17 protein-coding genes and 1 pseudogene are annotated in these 20,192 nt (G+C 71.0%); 6 read left to right on the top strand and 12 right to left on the bottom strand.

What is annotated here, in order from left to right; translation table 11 throughout:
• Positions 1–143 precede the first annotated feature (143 nt).
• The 4 genes from CP983_RS44215 to CP983_RS42505 form a co-directional block, all read right to left on the bottom strand.
• Positions 144–311 carry a hypothetical protein gene (locus CP983_RS44215; protein WP_163017203.1) on the bottom strand — a complete coding sequence of 56 codons (168 nt, stop codon included), beginning with the start codon at positions 309–311 and terminating at the stop codon, positions 144–146.
• 27 nt (positions 312–338) lie between these two features.
• A complete protein-coding gene (locus CP983_RS42515; RefSeq protein ID WP_125524265.1) occupies positions 339–695 on the bottom strand; it encodes a PRC-barrel domain-containing protein in 357 nt (118 codons plus the stop codon).
• A gap of 106 nt (positions 696–801) precedes the next feature.
• Positions 802–2,823 (bottom strand): ATP-binding protein, encoded by a 2,022-nt coding sequence (locus CP983_RS42510; RefSeq protein WP_150505884.1) that lies wholly within the window; start codon positions 2,821–2,823, stop codon positions 802–804.
• 57 nt (positions 2,824–2,880) lie between these two features.
• Positions 2,881–4,083 (bottom strand): RNA-guided endonuclease InsQ/TnpB family protein, encoded by a 1,203-nt coding sequence (locus CP983_RS42505; protein WP_150505882.1) that lies wholly within the window; start codon positions 4,081–4,083, stop codon positions 2,881–2,883.
• A gap of 603 nt (positions 4,084–4,686) precedes the next feature.
• Here CP983_RS42505 and CP983_RS42500 point away from each other — a divergent pair.
• Genes CP983_RS42500 through CP983_RS42490 form a run of 3 tightly spaced genes read left to right on the top strand, consistent with a single transcriptional unit; the run spans position 4,687 to position 7,794 of the window.
• Positions 4,687–6,543 (top strand): hypothetical protein, encoded by a 1,857-nt coding sequence (locus tag CP983_RS42500; RefSeq protein ID WP_150505880.1) that lies wholly within the window; start codon positions 4,687–4,689, stop codon positions 6,541–6,543.
• A complete protein-coding gene (locus CP983_RS42495) occupies positions 6,540–6,956 on the top strand; it encodes a hypothetical protein (protein WP_125524226.1) in 417 nt (138 codons plus the stop codon). Before CP983_RS42500 ends, CP983_RS42495 begins: the two co-directional genes overlap by 4 nt.
• 49 nt (positions 6,957–7,005) lie before the next feature.
• Positions 7,006–7,794, top strand: coding sequence for a hypothetical protein (locus tag CP983_RS42490; RefSeq protein ID WP_107909516.1), 789 nt, complete (start codon positions 7,006–7,008; stop codon positions 7,792–7,794).
• Positions 7,795–7,814: 20 nt separating this feature from the next.
• Here the strand turns inward: CP983_RS42490 and CP983_RS42485 are convergent.
• The 6 genes and pseudogenes from CP983_RS42485 to CP983_RS42460 form a co-directional block, all read right to left on the bottom strand.
• Positions 7,815–8,225, bottom strand: a pseudogene (locus CP983_RS42485) (FdhF/YdeP family oxidoreductase); the annotation flags it as partial.
• A 407-nt stretch (positions 8,226–8,632) separates the two neighbouring features.
• Positions 8,633–8,827, bottom strand: coding sequence for a hypothetical protein (locus CP983_RS42480; RefSeq protein WP_037863050.1), 195 nt, complete (start codon positions 8,825–8,827; stop codon positions 8,633–8,635).
• Positions 8,828–8,867: 40 nt separating this feature from the next.
• Positions 8,868–11,384, bottom strand: coding sequence for an ATP-dependent Clp protease ATP-binding subunit (locus tag CP983_RS42475; RefSeq protein ID WP_150505878.1), 2,517 nt, complete (start codon positions 11,382–11,384; stop codon positions 8,868–8,870).
• Between the two features lie 132 nt (positions 11,385–11,516).
• Positions 11,517–12,476 (bottom strand): Dyp-type peroxidase, encoded by a 960-nt coding sequence (locus tag CP983_RS42470; protein WP_150505876.1) that lies wholly within the window; start codon positions 12,474–12,476, stop codon positions 11,517–11,519.
• A 111-nt stretch (positions 12,477–12,587) separates the two neighbouring features.
• On the bottom strand, positions 12,588–13,280 hold the full coding sequence (locus tag CP983_RS42465) for a response regulator (protein ID WP_150505874.1): 693 nt from the start codon (positions 13,278–13,280) through the stop codon (positions 12,588–12,590).
• Complete coding sequence (locus CP983_RS42460) at positions 13,277–14,449, bottom strand: sensor histidine kinase (RefSeq protein WP_150505872.1); 1,173 nt, start codon at positions 14,447–14,449, stop codon at positions 13,277–13,279. The genes CP983_RS42465 and CP983_RS42460 overlap by 4 nt, the downstream gene beginning before the upstream one ends.
• Positions 14,450–14,684: 235 nt before the next feature.
• Between CP983_RS42460 and CP983_RS42455 the strand changes: the two genes are divergently transcribed.
• Both CP983_RS42455 and CP983_RS42450 read left to right on the top strand, forming a co-directional pair.
• Positions 14,685–15,260, top strand: coding sequence for a class I SAM-dependent methyltransferase (locus CP983_RS42455; protein WP_167537842.1), 576 nt, complete (start codon positions 14,685–14,687; stop codon positions 15,258–15,260).
• Complete coding sequence (locus CP983_RS42450; protein WP_167537841.1) at positions 15,257–17,470, top strand: MMPL family transporter; 2,214 nt, start codon at positions 15,257–15,259, stop codon at positions 17,468–17,470. Before CP983_RS42455 ends, CP983_RS42450 begins: the two co-directional genes overlap by 4 nt.
• A gap of 1 nt (position 17,471) precedes the next feature.
• On the opposite strand, the gene CP983_RS42445 is transcribed toward CP983_RS42450, so the two are convergent.
• The gene (locus CP983_RS42445; protein WP_150505868.1) at positions 17,472–18,038 is read right to left on the bottom strand and encodes a TetR/AcrR family transcriptional regulator; all 567 of its coding nucleotides are present in this window, start codon (positions 18,036–18,038) and stop codon (positions 17,472–17,474) included.
• Positions 18,039–18,164: 126 nt separating this feature from the next.
• Here CP983_RS42445 and CP983_RS42440 point away from each other — a divergent pair, with 126 nt between their 5' ends.
• The gene (locus tag CP983_RS42440) at positions 18,165–19,184 is read left to right on the top strand and encodes an NAD-dependent epimerase/dehydratase family protein (protein WP_150505866.1); all 1,020 of its coding nucleotides are present in this window, start codon (positions 18,165–18,167) and stop codon (positions 19,182–19,184) included.
• A gap of 36 nt (positions 19,185–19,220) precedes the next feature.
• Here the strand turns inward: CP983_RS42440 and CP983_RS42435 are convergent, their stop codons facing one another.
• Entirely contained in the window at positions 19,221–20,156 is a 936-nt protein-coding gene (locus CP983_RS42435; protein ID WP_150505864.1) for an oxidoreductase, read from the bottom strand.
• Positions 20,157–20,192 lie beyond the last annotated feature (36 nt).

Raw genomic sequence — 20,192 nt, 5'->3', positions numbered from 1 at the left:
CTCGGGTCGTCGGTGCGGGTACGGCGTCGTCACCGTGAGCCTGGCGCCGAGTCCCAGGGCTTGAATTTTACAACGTTATACATCCGTCATCGGCGCGCTGACAAGGCGTTGCGCCGACACGCTGGGCCCTCGGGCAGGCAGGTCTACCGAACCGGGCGCCTGCCGCTTCGCCGGATCCTCATTCCCACGTAGAGGATGTCGGCGATCGCCACGAGTATGCCGATGAACAGCAGGTAGAGCAGTCCCTCGGCGAGCACTCCGATGAAACCGAGTATCACCGCCACGAGCAGCAGGAACAGGAACAGAGCCATGGCCGCCTCCCGGATCGTCGTCGTTCGTCAGCGGCGCGCCAGGCGCCGCTCGCCCTCCGCGCCGGGCTTGTAGGCCAGGTCGTAGTGAGCGAAGATCGCTTCCTCGTCCCCGGCGGGCAGGATCCCGTCGATCTCGATGGACGGCGCTTCCTTCACCAGGCGTTTCGAGTAGACGACCTTCAGGTAGCCCGGACCGACCGTCGCTCCGGCCAGCGGCACGAACACCAGGCGGTGCCGGGTCGGCATGCCGACCGTGACGGTCGCGAAAGACGGCCCGTCCGTGACGGTGTCCACATAGATCGACTCCAGTCTGCCGATCTTGCGCGCGTTGTCGTCGACCACATCGTGACCGCGCCACTCCCGGATGTCACCGGCCTCGAACATCGTCATCCTCCGCTCATCGTCCCCTTTCGGCCGCGTACCCCCATTTCGGCTTCTCTGCACGGTGCGCCCGGAAGGACCGCGTCGACGGATCAGGGGGCCGCCCGCGTCAGTTGACCTCGCTCACCGGTCCCAGGAGGTCCTGGAGCACCCTTTCCGATCCGATGGCGACGGACCGGGCCATCAGCTCCTCGTGGCGCTCCTCGCCCAGCACCGCATGAGCCGCGCGTTCGTATCGGGCCTGCATGTGACGCGCGTCCGGGGTACCCCGCTCGGGCTGGCCGACCGAGCTCCAGAGGACCTCGGCGGCGGCCCGCGCCGCCGCCGCCTGCTCGATGGCGCCTTCCGCGGCGAGCGCCGCCGCCAGCAGGTCGAGGCCGAGTGCCAGGCCGTACCGGTCACCGATGCTGCGCTTGCCCCGGAGCATCGACCGGGCGTGCCTGCTCGCGGCGGCGGCCTGGTCCTGGAGCAGGGCGATGACGGCCAGTTGATAGTCGGTGTACGAGCGCGCCCACCACTCCCCTGTCCCGATGCACTCGGCGCGCAGTTCCTCCGCGTCGGCGCGGGCCCGGTCCAGGTGTCCCTGACCGGTCAGCGCGAACACACGGGCCGTACGGCACAGCAGCCTGCCCGCCTCGGACTTCGGCGTGCGCGGCGATCGCGCCAGCGCCTCGTCCACGGCACTCCGAGCGGCTCGGGGCCGGCCGGCCAGCAGATGGATGAGGCTGGTCAGGTAGGCGGAGCGGAGCATCCCGTCGGTGTCCCCGCTGCGTTCCGCCTGACGGGCCGCGAGTTCCGCGAGGGTGTGCGCCCCCGCGCTGTCCCCGATCAGCACGCGGGTGATCCCCAGCGCCCACAGAGCCCTGGCCCGGATGCGTGCGGGTGCCGCGCATCGCGCCAGAGCGACCTCCAGATACTCGCCCGCCACCTGTAGGTAGCCGCAGCAGCTCCAGAAGAAGCCGAGGAGCCCGCACATCTCCACGGCCGCCCCGGAGGAGGTCGACAGCCAGTGGTCCAGCGCGGCCCGCAGGTCGGCGTGGGCGTCGTCCAGTCGCCGGTACCACCACGTCTGGTCCGGGCCCCACCAACCCGCGTCGGCCCGGCGCGCCTGCTCAAGGAAGTAGTGGGCGTGCCGGTGCGACAGGGTCGCCGTTTCACCCAGCTCGTCCAGCCAGGTACTGCCGTATTCGCGGAGGGTGTCGAGGAGCCGGTAGCGGTTGCCCCGGCGGCTCAGGACCGACTTGCGCTCCAGCCCCGCGAGAGCGGCGGCGAGCGCTTCCGCTCCGAGGGGGCCGCCCGCGCACACCTGCCGCACGGTGTCGGCGGTGACGTCGCCGCGGAAGACCGACAGCCGCGCCCAGAGCAGTCGTTCGCCGGGTTCGCACAGCTCATGGCTCCAGCCGATCGTCGTCCGCAGAGCGCGATGCCGTGACGGGCCGTTGCCGTGGTCGGCCGTGAGCTCCAGGCGTGAGCGCAGGTGCCGATCGACCTGTTCGACGGTCCGGTCGGCAAGCTGTCCGGCGGCCAGCTCGATGGCCAGCGGGATCCCTTCGAGGCGCCGGCTCAGCCGTACGGCAGTCCTCACGTCCTCAGGGCTCACCAGCGGAGTGCCGAGCAGGGCCGCTCGTGCGCGGAGCAGTTCCGCCCCGTCGGTCCGGGCGGGCAGGGGTGCCACCTCGATGACGTGCTCGCCGGGCAGGCCGAGCGGTTCCCGGCTGGTCGTCAGCACGGTCAGGCCGGGGGCGGCGGCGAGGAGCCGGGCCACGAGGGTGCGGCAATCGCGCCTCACGTGCTCGCAGGAGTCCAGGACCAGCAGCACGTCCTGGTCGTGGAGCCACCTGGTGAGGGCTTCCAGGGTGTCGGTGGCGGAGTGGTTGGCGAAACCGAGCGCATGCGCCACGGCGGGCACCAGCAGCTTGTCGTTCTGGAGCGGCCACAGCTCGACCCAGACCACGGCTCGGCCGCCGCGGTGCCCGAGGCGCTCCACCGCCTCCGACGCGAGGCGGCTCTTGCCCACCCCGCCCACGCCGGTGAGGGTGACGAGTCGCTGCTGCGACAAGTACCCGGCCACGGCGGCCAGTTCTTCCGCGCGGCCCACGAAACGGCTCGGAAGCGCTGAGGAGTGGATCATCACTTGACTCCTTCCCCTCCTGAAGGTGGGGGATTCCTGGCTCACTTCGCCTGACACCTAGCAGGTGGCAGGTCTTACAAGATCAGCACCAGCCGGGTTGAGACCAGCCCGGACCAGCATCACGCGGGCGGAGTTCTTGTCGCGAGGCGACACGACTCCGCACACAGTGCAGTTATACGTCCTTTCGGAAAGAGGCAGCGCGTGCTTGGTTCTCGCTCCGCACTTGGCGCAGTCCATGGTGGTGTGCGCGGGGTGGACCAGGTGGACGATGCGCCCGTGCTTACGGGCCATCTCCACCAGGGCCTTCTTCGTGGCGCCGATCGCGGCGTCCGCGGCCTTGCGGGCCATGGTCGACTTCGCAAGGAACTTCGGCCGGAAGTCCTCCACCGCGAGCGCATCGTGGTCGCGGACCACCTTCTTGGCCCACTTACGGGCCGTGTCCTGCCGCTGCGCACCGACCTTGCGGTGGAGTTTCGCTGTCTGCCGCTTCGCCTCGCGGTAGCCGCTCGAGGCGGCCTGACCCTTCTTCGGCTTCCTGCGGGCCATCATCCGCTGATAGCGGGCAAGCTTCTGCGCGGCCGTCCTGCCGTGCTGCGCATGGGGAAGGTCGTGGGCGTCGGATGTGGTGGTGGCGGTTTCCCTGATGCCCCAGTCGATACCGATCACGCGCCCGGTCGCGGGCAGGGCCTCGGTCACGGCCGGGACGACGAACGACGCCCACCAGTGCCCCACCGCATCGCGGTACACGCGCACGCTGGACGGGGGCTTGGGCAGCTGACGCGACCACCCCGGCCGCACCACGATCCCGCCCGCGAGGTGCAGACGACCGTCCTTGAGACGGAACCCGCGCTTGGTGTATTCGAGGGTAGGCAGCGCCTCACGCTTCTTCTTGTACTTCGGCATCCCGGCCCGCTGCCGCATCGGCAACCCGGCCTTAATGTCCTGGAGCGCCTTGCCCCGGGACCTGCCGAAGTCGCGGATCACCTGCTGCTGAGGCACACACGCACCCTCCCGCAGCCACGCTGTCCGGGCGCGAGCCTCGGTCAGCATCGCCGCAAGCTGCACCGGCCCGCACGTCGCCCTCTCTCCACTCGCCCGGTTGTGCGCGTGGACAGCCCTGGACTTCGCGACGCACTCATTCCACACCCAGCGCAATCGTTCCCACTCCGCCTCAAGAGCAGTGCGGGCCGTAGACGACAGCCGCAGACGGTAGGTGTACCGGCAATGCCCGGACGCCTCCGTAGTCGCTTCTATCGTCATGCATCCGAACCTACCCGGGAGGACTGACAGTTGAGAGCTCCCGCCCTGAGCGGGCTGCCTCACCTGCGCTCTTGGTATACGCCGATCCCCACGCCGCGAATCGGATCTCCCTGCCCCACTCCCACGCAAGGTTCGCTTCCTCCCGCGGCCGCAGCCGGGGATATCCACGGAGGAAGACCTGATGAACAGTGTGGCGGGGTCGGCCGTGCTGATCGCTCATCCACCGGGCGTACCGCAGGGCGATCTGCTCGGCCGACTTCCGTCGTCATGCGGCGTCTCATGCCTTCGCCTCACCATGCGGCGCGGCGTGACACAGGGAGTCGGCCCCGGAGCCTCACCCATCGAGGGACCTGGGCTCGGCTCCGCTTGATCCACTCCTGACGAACCGTGTTTTGTCCAGCCATGCCTGACATATTCACCGGATCGTAGGAGAGGCAGGCCGGTCCGCATATGCCCGGTGCTCTTGGCCTCTACCGTCACGCATCTGTTCCCGTGTCGCTCGTCCGGCGTCGGCACCACCGCCCCGCGACCACGGCTCTCGCGTGCGACGAGCCGTGCCCGCCACGCCGGGACAGGACCATCGTCGACGACCCTGGGAGCACCGTGCCGGGCACAAGCCTTCCCGATGACCGCTACAGCCGCACCGAGGCCACCCGGCTGCTGTGCGCCGGCGTCTATCAGGACGCCACCTTCCGACGCCGGGTGCTCGACGAACTGGTCGGCCACATGGAACGGCCCGTCGCCCCCGCGCTGGGCGTGGACGTCCTGCCGGTACTCGCCCATGCCGTGCGCGTGGCCCGCAGAGAGACCCGTACGGCGATGCTGATGCTCGCGGCCTGGGCCGGGTTCGTGCTCTCCGACTTCCTCATGGTGTGGGACAGCGTGTCCGACCGCTGGGGACCCGACGCCGACGTGGGCTTCGGCAACGTGTTCACCGCGCTCTACCTGGGCCAGGAGAACGTGTCCGGCGGGATCCCGATGCCCTGGTCTCAGCTCTACGCCCTGGTCACGTTCGCGATGTGGGTCGCCGCCGCCGTCGGTGAACGGGGCGGCGACGTCAAGGAGTTGGGTCTGCCGGGAACGGTGGCTCGCGCCGCCGACGGCCTGGGCCGCCTCGCCGGACTGGGCAGCGTGCTGTTCCTCTGCTTCTACTGGTACCTCTACCTCGCCGGGCTCGTGGACGGCACCGCGCAGACGCCGTACCCGGCGCTCTTCCCCCTGGTGATCACCCTCATCGGCTGGCAGCACCAGGCGAGCCACCGCAAGGCGCTGTGCCGGTGGCTCTCCAAGTGGACGTTCCCCACGGCCACCCAACCCGGGCTCCCCCTGGGCCTCCCGTACGACGACCTGGTGCCCAGCATCCACAGGGAGCAGCAGGCGCCCGTCACCCTGTACGACCTGGAGAAGCCCTTCATCGGCATGGGCACGTGCAGGAAGAGCTGGTCCTTCGCGATGGAGTTGCGCAAGCTGCCCGAGGAGCCGCGGGGGCAGGTTCCCGCGCAGAGCAGTGCCGCCAACGGCGCCGGAGCGGGCCTCGCCCGGCGGACCACGGAGCGCCTGACGGCGAGTGCCGCGCTCGACATGATCGAACCCCAGCTGATCGAGCTGCGGGAGTCCGCCGCCCGCACCGGCCGCGACCGCTTGCGGGACCTGGAGATCGAGCGGTTCCTGTATCTCCCGGGAGGCGTCGGGCGCGACGAGGAGGTGGAGGTCGGCGGCGTCGACGACGCGGCCGCCTTCGCCGCCACTCCACGCGGCCGTGGGCAGGGCGGACGCCCGGTGTACGACCCGGAGCAGATCGCCGCGCAGCTCGACGAGGCGGTGGACGAGGGCGGTGAGGCCCGGCGGGTGTTCCTGCGGGTCCGGGTCGGTGCCTGGCACGAACAGCTCGTCGTGACGGTGCTCGTGCGGGTGCACACCCAGGGCGGCATGCTCGTCCTGGAGGTCGAGGCCTACGTTCTCGGGCCGATCCGCAAGGAGTTCCGGGGCGTGGACGCGCTGGTGGAGCGGCTGCCGGAGAAGTGGCCCAGTGCCGCCCTGCGTGCGCTGCGGCACGCTCCCGCGATCGGCGTGACCTGCGCGATCGGCGCGCTCGGCAGCGTGTACCGCGAGATCGCCTCCGGCTGGTCCGACGGCGACGAGGTGCCGGACGTACCCCGCGTCTCACTGCGGGCCGCGGCCGCGCAGAAGGATCTTTCGATCTTCCAGGAGACGGACGCCGAGCGGTACATCAAGACGATTCAGGAACGTATCGCGGGCGGCGTCCGGGTGGCGCTCCGCGAACACGGCTACCGCACCGAAGAGTTCGAGCAGCACATCTACCAGGTCAGTGGCGGTGGCGTCTTCATCAAGGACATGTCGGGCGGCGCGATCGCCACCGGCAGCCACGGTCAGGCGTCCTCGCGGACGTCCCCCGCGCCCGGCACCGGCCTGCCGCGCCAGGAAGGAAACCTCACATGAGTCAGGACCACACCTCGCCGCAGCTCCCCGACGGCGGTGCGGCCGCGGGAGGCGGAGTCAGCATCGGCTCGATGTCCGGCGGCTCGATCGCCACCGGCAGCCACGGCCGGGCCTTCTCGGTCAACGCCACGGGCGCTACCCCCGACGCCCGGCACCAGGAACTCCTGGCAGCGGTGCGGGAGTTGCTCGCCGAGCTGCCCGAGCAGGGGGCCCGCGCGGTGGAGGACGCCGCGCTGCACTCCGAACTCGTCGATCTGGAGGCCGAGATCACGAGCTCGGGCCGGGCGGAGTCCGGCCGTCTCACGCGGGTGCTGGGCAGCGTTCGGCGCTGGCTCGGCTCGCAGGCCGCCGCCGCGGGCGCGGTGGCCTCGGCGACCGCCGTGGTGCAGGGAATCGCCCAGCTACTCGGCTGAGAGCCGACGGGACAGCGCAGACGGCCGGGAGCCTGGAGGGACGACGGCGATGAGGGTGTACGACAGGGAACGGCAGGAGTGGGCGGGCGGACGCCGCGAGCGCCTCTACCACCCGGACCAGTATCTGGACCTGCCGCGGCAGCGGCGCGTTCTGGAGCGCACCGGCGTGGTGCTGGCCGTGGTGGGGGTGTGTTTCGGCGTCTGGGCGTTCGCCTGGAAGGACGAGCCCGAACCACCGCCGGCCGCCACCACGAGTCAGGGCGAGAGCGCCCCGGCCGAGACGGGCGGCTCCGACCCGGGCGACTCGGCCCCGGAGGAGTCCCCCACCGTGACGGACGCCGGGTCCGGTGTCCTGCCCGACGGCTACGAGGAGGCGCAGGACGAGGAAGGGTTCCGTGTCGCGGTCCCGACGGGCTGGTCGCGCGAGAGCAGCGCGTCCCAGTTCGGCATCGACATCGTCAACTACCGCAGCTCCGACGGGTCGCGCCGACTCCAGATCTTCCAGGTGATGGAGGACTCGCCCTACGGCTCGCTCCAGGCCGCCCAGACCGAGAGCACCAAGCTGGACGGCTACGAACTGATCGAACTGACCGAGATCTCGTCGTCGCCCTACGCGGCGGCCGAGCACGAGTACCGGGCCAGTGAGATCGCCGGCGAGTCGGACACCGGTTCCGTACGGCATGTCATCGACCACCGTTTCGAGGCGAGCGACGGCAACCGGTACGCACTCGTCGCGTACGGCCCCGACAACGCCGACGCCGCCGAACGCGACCTCGTCGACACGGCGGTCACCTGGTTCTGCCCGCCGGACACCACCTGCCCCACTCCCGCCGGCTGACGCCACCTGATGACGTGCCGTCAGGCCGACCGCGTGATGGTGACCTTGACGTGCTTCATGAGTGGCTGGTCGCTCTGGGTGCTGTAGTCGCCGATCGCGCACAGGACGTTCATCTCGGGCATGTAGCCCGCCGCACAGCCGCGGGGGATGTCGTACGGGACGGCGAGGTAGCCGTCGAGCCGGCGGTGGCTGCCGTCCCTGGCCGTGCTGACGATGTCCACCGGTTCGAGTTCGAGGATCCCGCGCTCGCGCATGTCGTCCTCGTTCATGAAGACGAGGGTGCGCAGGTTGCTGATTCCGCGGTAGCGGTCGTCGTCGGAGTAGATGGTGGTGTTCCACTGGTCGTGGGAGCGCATGATGCCCAGGGCCAGGGTGCCGGGCGCGGGGACCACGTCGGGCAGTGGGGCGGTGGAGAACTCGGCTCGTCCCGAGTTCAGGGTGCTGGTGCGCGTGGACTTGAACAGGGCCATGTGGTGAAGTCGTGCGGCACGCGGTGCGGGTGGCGGCCGCCTCGACCAGCGGGTTGATGTGCACGATCCGGGCGCCCCGGTGGTACGCCTCGGCGAGGGCGGTCAGCATCCATCAGCACCCGGCTCACGCTCTTCGCCGCGCCCCAGCCCGCGGCGGGGTGGTGGTAGGGGTGGAACTGCGGTTCGCCCTCGGGTTCGGGCCCGACCCGGTGTTCGGGGGCTCGCCGGTCGTCGTCGGAGGCGTTCAAGAGTCTCACCCTTCACCGTCGGGGCGCGCGACGCCGACGAGTTGCAGCGCGGGGGCATCGGCAGCACGGTCACCGTGGCCTGGGGGCGGTCGCCCGACCGCCCCGCGTTCCGCCAGTTCTCTAGCCCTTGCGTCCCTCCCAGCCGTAGGGGGCCTCCGCGCCCTGCGCGGGTTCGCCGATCAGCCCTGCTTCCCTTCGTTCGTGCACGGTGAGCTGCGCGAGTTCGTCCTCGTCGGGGCGGCGGGGCATGCCCCTGTTGTGGCCATGCTCCCAGTCGCCCTCGACGGCCTTGTTGGACTTGTGATGGTGCGTCATGCGCGGCCTCCTCGATCGAGGGTCCGGGAGTGCTGGGACGTCAGCTCTCCTCGTTGCCGTCCTTGTCCTCCGCCGCCGCGTCCTTGTGGACGGTGCAGTGGAGGGAGTCTTCCGTGACGTCGGCGACGATGGTGTCCCCGGGCTCGGCCTCTCCCCCGAGGAGGATGTCCGCGACACGGTTGTCCAGCTCGGCCTGGATGGTGCGGCGCAACGGGCGGGCGCCGAACTCCGGTTGATGGCCGTGGGCGATCAGCAGCTTCTTCGCCGCCTCGGTCACTTCGAGGTGCATCCCCTGGGCCTCGACCCGTCGTTCGCTGCGGTCCAGCAGATGGTCCACGATCTGCCCCAGGTCCTTCTCGGTGAGACCGTGGAAGATGATGATGTCGTCGATGCGGTTGAGGAACTCCGGCAGGAATCGCGCCCGCAGTTCCTCCATCAACTCGTCCTTGAGCTCGGACACATCGCCCTTGTGGGCGAGGATCCGGTGGGCCCCGATGTTGGACGTCATGATGACGACGCAGTGCCGGAAGTCGATGGTGCGTCCCTGCCCGTCGGTGAGGCGCCCGTCGTCGAGGATCTGGAGCAGCGTGTTGAAGACGTCGGGGTGCGCCTTCTCCACCTCGTCGAACAGGACCACGCTGTACGGCCGGCGCCGCACCTTCTCGGTGAGCTGGCCGGCCTCGTCGTAGCCGACATACCCGGGAGGGGCACCGACCAGCCGGGCGACGGTGTGCTTCTCCTGGAACTCGCTCATGTCGAAGCGGATCATGCGGTCCTCCTCGCCGAACAGTTCCTCGGCGAGGGTCTTGGCCAGCTCGGTCTTGCCGACTCCGGTGGGACCGAGGAAGAGGAAGGAGCCCACGGGACGGTTCGGGTCGCCCATGCCGGCCCGGTTGCGCCGCACGGCCCGGGAGACGGCGCTGACCGCCTCGTCCTGCCCGACGATGCGGGAGTGCATCCGCTCCTCGAGGCCGAGGAGCTTCTCCTTCTCGGTGGCGGTGAGCTGGGAGACGGGGATGCCCGTACGGCGCGAGACGACGTCGGCGATGTCGGCGTCCGTGACGGACACGACCCCTTCGCGGCGTTCCTCGATGCCCGCGAGTTCGCCCTCCGCCTGGGCTATCTCGCTCTTCATCCGGGCCGCCTTCTCGAAGTCCTCGGCGGCGACGGCCTGGTCCTGCTCGCGGCGCAGCTTGGCGATACGGTCCTCGCGGCTGACGACCTCGGTGGACCGGCCGGCGCTGCGCAGCCGTACCCGGGCGCCCGCCTGGTCCATCACGTCGATGGCCTTGTCGGGCAGGAACCGGTCGCTGATGTAGCGGTCCGACAGCTCGGCCGCGGCGGCGAGGGCGCCGTCGGCGAAACGGACCTGGTGGTGCGCCTCGTAGGCGTCGCGCAGCCCTTCGAGGATCTGCACGGTCTCCTCGACGGTCGGTTCGGGGATCATCACCGGCTGGAAGCGTCGTTCAAGCGCGGCGTCCTTCTCCACGTACTTGCGGTACTCGTCGATGGTCGTCGCGCCGACCACATGGAGTTCGCCGCGGGCCAGCGCGGGCTTGAGCATGTTCCCCGCGTCCATCGAGCCCTCTCCGGTGGCGCCCGCGCCCACGACCGTGTGCAGCTCGTCGATGAACAGGATGATGTCGCCGCTCGCCGCCTGGACGTCCTCGATGACCTTCTTCAGCCGTTCCTCGAACTGTCCCCGGTACTGCGCGCCCGCGACCATGCCGGACAGATCGAGGGCGACGACCCTCTTGTCCTTGAGGGTGTCGGGTACCTCACCTGCGACGATGCGCTGGGCGAGGCCCTCGACGATCGCGGTCTTGCCCACTCCGGGCTCGCCGATCAGCACGGGGTTGTTCTTGGAGCGCCGGGAGAGGATCTCAACGGTCTCCTCGATCTCCTCGGCCCTGCCGACCACCGGGTCGAGCTTGCCGGCCTTCGCCTCGTCGGTGAGGTCGCGGCCGAACTCGTCCAGTGTCGTCGCCGGCTGCTGGTTGCGGTCGGCGGGCTGCCCCTCTGTGCGGGCCGCCCGTTCCGTGACGCCCGCCAGCCGTCCGACGTCCTGGCCCTCGGCCTGGAGCAGCCGGGCAGCGCCGGAGTCCGCGTCCGAGATCAGCGCGCCGAGTATGTGTTCGGGGCCGATGTAGGACACCCCGGCCGTCTGAGAGCGGGCGTAGGCGGCGGCGAGAGTGCGCTTGGCCGCCGGGGTCAGCCCCGGCTCCGAGGACGGTTCGACCGACTCGTGGGGAAGGATCTTGGCGATCTCCGCGCCCAGCACATCTGGGTTCACCTCGGCGCGGGCGAGCAGGGAGCGTGCCGGTTCGACCTGCGTGGCGGCCCACAGCAGATGCTCGGTGTCGAGGTCGGACGTACCGTCCTCCATGGCGCGCCCCGCGGCGAGGTTGAGGAGTTCCTGCGAGGACTCGGTCAACAGCCGTCCGATCGGGACCCGTTGGACCGCCGGCGGCGATGACGCGGGTGACATGCCGAAGAAGCGGTTCAACATATCGCTGAAGGGATCCGGTGAGCCGAAACCGAACGACGACATCGACATGGCTGCTCCTGGGACATCGACGGGTCCCTTCCACCAAAACCCGGCAGTCCGAGCCCTGCAAACGGAGCGGAGGAATGCGTCGGCCCCTGTTGTGGGGCGCTACGCACCGTGATGCGGGAGGCGCTCCGCCGCCTACCGCGAACCGGTCGCCGCATCCTTCGCGCCGGGGGCGGGCGGCAGGTCGTCGAGGAAGGTGACGGTCGGCACGTGGAAGAGGCAGCCGGTGACGGCGGTGGAGTAGTCGAGGATCCGGTCGTGGGTGGCCGGGCCGTTGCCGAGGAACATGTGCCTGAGCATCTGCTCGGTCACGTCGGGGGTCCGGGCGTAGCCGATGAAGTACGTGCCGAACTCCTGCTCCCCGACGGTGCCGAACGGCATGTTCTCGCGGACGATCTTGCGCTCGTCGCCGTTCTCGTCGGTGACGGTGTTGAGGGCGACGTGGGAGTCGGCGGGCTTGGTGTCGTCGGGCAGTTCGACGTTGGCCAGCTTGGTGCGGCCGATGACCCGGTCCTGCTCCTCGACGGGCAGGGCGTTCCAGGCCGTGAGGTCGTGCAGGTACTTCTGCACGATCACATAGCTGCCGCCCCTGAAGCCGGGGTCCTCGTCGCCGACGAACACCGCGTCGGCGGCGGACGCGCCCTCCGGATTCTCGCTGCCGTCCACGTAGCCGAGCAGGTCCCGCTCGTCGAAGTACTTGAACGCGTACACCTCGTCCACGATCGTGGCGGCGCCGAGCAGCCGCTCCGCGATCAGCCGCGCCAGTTCGAAGCAGAGGTCCATGTGGTGGGCCCGCACATGGAACAGCAGGTCGCCCGGCGTGGCCGGAGCGTGGTGGCGTTCGCCGGCCAGTGCCGCGAAGGGATGCAGGCCGTGCGGTCTGGGCCCGTCGAAGAGCCGGTCCCACGCTGCCGACCCGATGCCGACGACGCAGGTGAGCTCGTCGGCGGGGGCCCGGAAGGCCACCGAGCGGCGCAAGCCCGAGAAGTCCTCCAGCAGGTCTCTGACCGTGTCCTCGCCGCCCGGGTCGACGGTGGCCACGAGGAACACGGCAGCTCGGGCCGGCGGCACGACCACGGGCTGCGACTCAAGCACGATCCGGCCTCCTCAGCGGGCGCGGCTGGTCCGTCCCGAAGGGCGTGATGCCCCTCCCATGGTGGAGGGCGGCCGGGGAAACCGCACGGGCGCGCTCCGCAGGCCCGCCATTCAACCGTGCGGGCTGAGCGGTCGGAAGTCGTCGTCGACCAGGCCGAGTTGATGTGCCACCACCGCCGCCTGGATCCGGTTGCGCAGGTGCAGCTTCTGGGTGATGGCGCCGACGTGGGACTTCACCGTGGTCACGCCCAGGTGCAGGGCCCCTGCGATCTCCGCGTTCGAGTGTCCGGCGCCCACCAGGGCCAGTACCTCGCGCTCGCGCTGAGTCAGGGAAGCCCCTCGGGCTGGACCGAGGTCGGCCTCGGTGCCCTCCACGCCGTCGAGGTGGGCCTGGAGTGCATGGGCTAGGACGCGGGAGAGGACCGTGGGGGCGAGCAGGGGCTCGCCGCGGGCCGCCCTGCGCACCGCGTCGATCATGTCGTCCGGGGCGCCGTCCTTGAGCAGGTACCCCACGGCGCCGGCGCGCAGCGCACCGTAGACCTCGGCGTCGTCGTCGAACGTGGTCAGCATCAGCACATGCGTGCCCGGCACGGAGGCGAGGATCCGGCGGGTCGCCTCGATGCCGTCCAGGCGTGGCATCCGCAGGTCCATGAGGATCACGTCGGGGCGCAGTCGTTCGGCGAGCCGCACGGCCTCCTGTCCGTCGGCGGCCTCGCCGACCACGTCCTCGCCGGCGGTGCGCAGCAGCAGCGTGACGCCGGCCCGCACGAGCGCCTGGTCGTCGGCGACCAGGACGCGGATCACGGCCGCACCGCCAGGGGCAGGGCCGCCGACAGCTGCCAGCCATTGCCGGTGGGGCCGGCCGCGAGCGTCCCGCCGAGTACCTCGACGCGTTCGCGCATCCCGGTCAGGCCGTGGCCCGAGGGCGGCAGGTCGGGGGTGGGTTCGGGTCGGACGGTGTTGGTGACGTCGATGAGCAGACGGTCGTCCGACACGGCCACGGACGCCGCCACGCTCGAACCGGGTCCGGCGTGCTTCAGGGCGTTGGTGAGCGCCTCCTGCATGACGCGGGCGGCGGTGATGCGCAGGGCGAGGGGCGCCCGGGTCACGCGTTCGTCGTGGTTGAGGTCGATGTCGAGCCCGGCCGCCCGGCTGCGTTCGACTGCGTCGGTGATCATCTGCTCCGGATCCATGAGGAGGTCGGGGGCGCTGGGGTCGCGCAGGATCTGAAGCAGGCCGCGCAGGTCGACGAGTGCCTGGCGGGCACTCTCGTGGATGGAGGTGATCCCCGCGAGGGCCGCGTCGAGCCGTTCTTCCTGGTCGGGGGCGTGGGTGGCGGCGTACTGGGCCGAACCGGCCGTGAGCGCGATGGCGGACACGTGGTGGGCCACCAGGTCGTGCAGGTCTCCGGCGAGGTGGGCCCGTTCCGTCATGCGTGCGGCGCGTGTCTCGACGAGGCGGCGTTCCTCCGCTTCCCTGGCACGTGCCTCGGCGACGGCGGCGGCCTGGCGCAGCGCGGCGAGGTAGCGGCCGAAGGCGACCGGTGCGGCGATGGCCATCGCGGCGGACAGGATGCGCAGCGCACCGTCCGCCCCGGCGAGGAGCGCGCCGGCGTCGCGGCCCACGCTGACGAGTACGGCGGCGAAGGTGGCCGCCCAGGACACGACGGTGGTGACCGTGCCGCAGCGGTACGCCACGACGCCGAGGGTCAGTGCGGCGACCAGCGGTGCCACATGGCTGGTGCCGGGCACGACCACGTCCGTCACGACGATCAGGACCACGTTCACGGCGAGCGCGACGACCGGCAGGGTCCGGGCGAGACCGAGCGTCAGCGCCGAAGCCTCGACCAGCACCCACGTCGCCCACGGCAGGTCCGAGGTCGGTCCCAGAACGATGCTGGCCACGCCGGCCGCTGCCGCCGCGGCGGCGATCAGCATGTCGAGCCCGGGGCGGCGCCATTGGAATGCGCTCACCGCTTCACCATACGTCCGGCCGCATGGGCGCCACCCCCTCCCATCGGCCGCCCGACCTCCTCCTTCTGGCCGCGGGTCCGGCCTCGCGGACGAAGATCGCCGTGCCTCGGCGGACCTAGCTTCGAGAAGCGGCGACCGGCCCGCCGGCTCCCCGAAGCCGGCCGGACGTACCGCGGCGTCGCCCGACCCACGTGCACGAGAGAGGCCTCAGCCGGTGTCGTTCCTCTGGGAGTTCATGCGAAGTCCGCTGACCGTGGGTGCCCTGGTACCCAGCGGCCGGTCCCTGGCCCGGGTGGTGACCGCGCCCGTGCCCAGCACCGGCGATCCCGTGGTGGTCGAGCTCGGCCCCGGCACCGGCGCGTTCACCACGACGATCCAGCGACGTCTCGCGGGCCGCGGCCGGCACGTCGCGGTGGAGCTCAACGACCGGTTCGCCCGGCGGCTGGCTCTGACGCATCCCGGTGTCGACGTCGCCCGGGCCGACGCGCGCGATCTCGTGCCGCTCCTCGCCGCCCGCGGGCTGGGCGCGGCCGACGTCGTCGTCAGCGGGCTGCCCTGGGCGGCCTTCGCGCCGCGCGACCAGCGCGACGTACTGCGCGCCGTGACCTCGGTGCTGCCGCCCCACGGCGTCTTCACCACGTTCGCCTACGTCCACGCCCGATGGACCGGGCCCGCCCGGCGACTGATGCGCTCGCTGCGGTCCCAGTTCGACGAAGTCGTCGTCGGCCGGACGGTGTGGGACAACGTGCCGCCCGCTCTCGTCTACCACTGCCGCCGCCCCGTTCGGCTCACCGAAGGAGACATGCCGTGACCACATCCGACAGCCACCCCCGGGCGGCGGACGGCCTGCTGGGCCGGATCGGCCGGGGGGCGTATCGCCGTCGCGGCACCGTCCTGCTGGCATGGCTGGTCGGCCTGGTGGCCGTGCTGGCCCTCTCACGCGCGTTCGGGGGCGACTTCACCGCCGACTACTCCGCGCCCGGATCGGAGTCCAAGCAGGCCCAGCAGCTGCTGGAGCAGCGCTTCGCGAGCCAGTCGGGGGCGACCGTCACCGCTGTGGTGGAGGCCGACGAGGGGGTGCGGGAGGTCCGCGGGCGGGTGTCCGGCATGCTGGACGAGCTGCGTTCGGCGCGGCACGTGACCCGAGTCGACGACCCCTACGCCGCGCCCGGTGCGGTCTCCGCCGACGGCAGGTCTCTGGTGACGTCCGTCAGCCTCGACGTGACCAACGGGGCCGAGATGCCGGTCGAGGACACGACCCGGCTCATGGACATCGCCCGCGACCACAGCGCGGACGGGGTGCGGGTCTTCCTCGGCGGGCAGGCCGTGGTCCTCGCCGAGGGCGGTCCCATCGGCTCCGAAGCGATCGGACTCGGCATCGCCGCGGTGATCCTGCTCCTGACGTTCGGGTCCGTGGTCGCCGCCGGGCTGCCCATCCTCATCGCCCTCGCCGGGCTCGCGGTCAGCGCCGGGGCGACGGGGCTGGTCATCCGGCTCGTCGACGCCCCCGACTGGTCGACGTCGCTGGCCGCCATGCTGGCCATCGGCATCGGTATCGACTACGTGCTGCTGATGGTGACGCGGTTCCGTGAGGCCAGGGCAGGCGGACTGGATCCCGAGGACGCGAGTGCCGCCATGCTCGACACCGCCGGCCGTTCGGTGCTCGTCGCCGGTGTCACGGTCGTCGTCAGCCTGCTGGGCCTGTTCGCCATGGGCCTTTCCTACATGCGGGGCGCGGCACTCGTGGCGATCGTCGGTGTCCTCGTCGTCCTCGCGGCCGCCCTCACCCTGCTGCCCGCGCTCCTGGGCTACCTCGGCGCACGGATCGACCGCCTTGGGATACCGCTCCTTCGCCGGCGAGGCGCCGCTGCGACCGTCGGCGCCGGCCGGGGGTGGGCGCGGTGGAGCCGGCTGATCCAGCGCCACCGCATCGCCGCGGCCCTGGCCGGAACGGCGGTCATGCTGACGCTCGCGACGCCGTTCCTCGGCGTGCGGTTCGGGTTCCCGGACGCGGGCAACAACCGGGAGAGCAGCATGAGCCGACAGGCGTACGACGCCGTCGCCGACGGCTTCGGACCCGGGGCGAACGCGCCGCTGCTCCTGGTGGTACGGCTGCCCGAGGGCGCGAACTCCGTCCTGGACGACCTGCGGGCCGGGGCGGCCGGCACACCGGGGGTGGCATCCGTGACGCCGGCCCGGTTCAACCCGGAGCGCGACACCGCGATCCTGACGGTGACGCCCACGACGGGTCCGCAGGACGACGCGACCGAGAAGCTGGTGAACCGCCTCCGGAACGACACCGTGCCCGCGGCCACCGAGGGCACCGGTGCCCGCGTGTACGTCGGTGGCGCGAGTGCCCGGTCGATCGACAGCACCGCGGACCTGGCCCGGCGCATCCCGTACCTGATCACCGGGGTGATCGTGCTGTCGATGCTCCTGCTGCTCGTCGCCTTCAGGAGCATCGTGATCCCCCTCAAGGCCGCGCTGATGAACCTGCTCTCGGTTGCGGCGGCCTACGGCGTCGTCGCCCTCGTGCTGGAGGGCGGCTGGGCGGGGCGGCTGATCGGCATCGACACCGAGACTCCCCTGCCGCCGTTCGTCACGGTCCTCATGTTCGCGGTGCTGTTCGGCCTGTCGATGGACTACGAGGTGTTCCTGCTCAGCCGCGTGCAGGAGTCATGGCTGCGGGACAAGGACAACGCCAGGGCCGTCACCCACGGGCTGGCGAGCACGGGCCGGCTCATCACGGCGGCCGCGGCCATCATGATCGCCGTGTTCCTCGCCTTCGTGCCGAGCACGGAGGTCGTCCTCAAACTGATCGGCGTCGGCATGGCCTCCGCCATCCTCCTCGACGCGACGGTGGTCCGCCTCGTACTGGTCCCGGCGGCCATGCACCTGCTCGGCCGGCGCAACTGGTGGCTGCCACGGCGACTGGACCGACGCCTGCCCTCGCTGTATCTGGAGGGCCGCGGCGACCATGCGGAGGCGCTCACTGGTACGCCGACCGCCGCCTCGCACTGAGTCAGGGCTGCCTGGTTCGGAGCCCGTCCACGATCAGGGTCAGAATGCGGGCCGCCCGGTCCGTGCCGCCCCGAGACGGGTCGATGCGCCACAGGACGCTGAGCTGGAGGAGGACGTCCTCCGGGTCCAAGTCGGGCTTGAGGGTGCCGTCGGCCGCGCCGGCTTCGAGCAGGAGGGCGATGGCGCGGACGAACGGCTCGTAGTACTCGTCGTCGAGCCCGCCCTTGGTGGCCGCGTGAATGACCTCGGCCACGCCGAACTTGAGCCGGCCGTAGTGCGCGACCTCCTCGAACCAGAGGCGGAGCGCCGTGAGCGGCGGGTTCTGCTCCAGGAAGACCGGCACGCGGTCGATCAGACCCTGGATGTCGTGCCGGTACAGCTCCATGACCAGCGCCTCCCGTGTCGGGAAGTGCCGGTAGAGGGTGCCGATGCCCACTCCCGCCTGCTTGGCGATCGCCGTCAGCGAGGCGGAGCCGGACCCGGACAGCGCTTCGCGGGCGACGGCCAGGATCCGCTCCCGGTTGTCCAGGGCGTCTTTCCGGGTCGGTTTCGCGGACGGCGGGTTCACGTGCGGGATCCAATCATGCGGTTGCGAAACGGAGGGGCCTCCGTTACGTTGGAGGACATAGCGGAGGGCCCTCCGTTTCATTCTGGCACATCGCCTCTTCTCACCCCCATTCCACGGAGGATTCCCATGCCCGAATTGGTATTGGTCACCGGCGGCAGCGGCTATATCGCCGGATGGTGCATCGCCGAGCTCCTGCACCGCGGATACGACGTACGGACCACCGTGCGCAGCCCGGAGCGCGAGCGTTTCGTCACCGAGGCCGTTTCCACCGAGGTCGACCCGGCGGGGCGCTTGGGTTTCGCGGTCGCCGACCTCACGGCGGACGACGGCTGGGACGCGGCGATGAAGGGCGTCGACTACGTCCTGCACGTCGCCTCCCCGCTGGGCGCCGCCTCCGACGACCCCCAGGCCCTCATCGCCCCGGCGCGCGACGGCACCCTGCGCGTGCTGCGCGCGGCAACCGCTGCGGGCGTACGACGCGTGGTGATGACGTCGGCGGCGAACGCGGCGAGCCCCTCGTCGTACGCCTCCGAGGGCGTCACCGACGAGACCCTGTGGACCGACCCGGACGACCCGACACTGATCCCCTACCGTCGCTCCAAGACCCTCGCGGAGCGTGCCGCCTGGGACTACATGGAGGGCTACGACGGCCCGACCGAGCTGACGACCGTGCTCCCCGGCGCTGTGTTCGGCCCCGTGCTCACGCCCGACAACCTCGGGTCGGTAGGGATCATCGCCCGCATGATCTCGGGGCAGATGGCCGGAGCGCCGCGCATCGGCCTTGAGGTCGTCGACGTCCGCGACCTGGTCGATGCGCACATCCTGGCGATGACGTCATCGGTCGCGGCCGGCCAACGCTTCCTCGCCACCGGCGAGTTCCTCTGGATGACCGACATGGCCCGCATCCTGCGCGACGGGCTGGGCGAACGCGGCAGTCGGGTCAGGACACGGCGGATCCCGGACTTCGCGGTCCGTCTCACGGCCCGGTTCAAGGACCCCTCGCTCCGCGAGATCACCCCCTCGCTGGGCCGCCGCAACCGGCACAGCACCGAGAAGGCCCGCACCCTCCTCGGCTGGCAGCCGCGCCCCGCACGCGAGGCGGTCCTCGACTGCGCCGACAGCCTGATCGCCCACGGAGCGGTCTAGCCGCGCCATCAGTAGAGGCCGGATCCGTTCAGGTCCTCAGCCGCTGACACTGGTGGCGGGTTCCGGGAAGGTGACTCCGGTCAGTTCCTCGGAGACGGTCCACAGGTGTCGGGCGACGGCAGGGTCACCGGCCGCCGGTGAGCGGCCGACCAGGGTCGGGGCACCGCGCATTTCGAACATGCCGTCAGGGCCCACGAAGCCGGCACCGGGCAGATCCTGGACGGCGGCGTACAGGGTGGGCAGTGCTCCGGCCCGGCTGTCCTGGGCGACGAGCCTGTTGCCGAGGCGGAGGGCGATGCCGCGCAGGAGGCTGGCGTCGTTGCTCTGGAGGTTGGTGGCGGCCCAGCCGGGGTGGGCGGCCAGGGCGCGGACCGGTGAGCCCGCCTCGGCGAGCCGTCGCTGGAGCTCAAGGGTGAAGAGCAGGTTGGCGAGCTTGGACTGGCTGTAGGCGGCCATCGGCTGGTACTCGCCGGCGAGGTCGAGGTTGTCGAAGCGGATGCGGGGGTTGCCGGGCGCCCTGTGCCCGGTGGACGAGAGGGTCACCACGCGGTCGGTGATGTGCGGCAGCAGCAGGTTGGTCAGCGCGAAGTGGCCCAGGTGGTTCGTGCCGAACTGCATCTCGAAGCCGTCCTTGGTGCGGGCCTCGGGGATGTTCATGACGCCGGCGTTGTTGATGAGCAGGTCCAGGCCGCCCTCCCAGGCGGCGGCGAATTCGCGGACCGAGGAGAGGTCGGCCAGGTCGAGCCGGCGTACCTCCACGCTGCCGTTCACGGTCGCCGCCGCGCTCTCGCCGCGCCCGGTGTCCCGGACGGCGAGGACGACGTGGGCGCCGGCGCCGGCCAGCGCCTCGACGGTCGCGAGGCCGAGTCCGCTGTTGGCGCCGGTCACGACGGCGGTGCGCCCCAGCTGGTCGGGGATGTCTGCGACGGTCCAGGGCTGAGGGTTCTGATTGCGGTTCCGGTTCTTTGTCATGGGTTCCAATGTAGGCGGCGATAACAATGTATGCAA

It is taken from the genome of Streptomyces chartreusis, from assembly GCF_008704715.1.
GTDB classification, from domain to species: domain Bacteria; phylum Actinomycetota; class Actinomycetes; order Streptomycetales; family Streptomycetaceae; genus Streptomyces; species Streptomyces chartreusis.
This window is presented reverse-complemented; position numbering and strand designations above follow the sequence as displayed.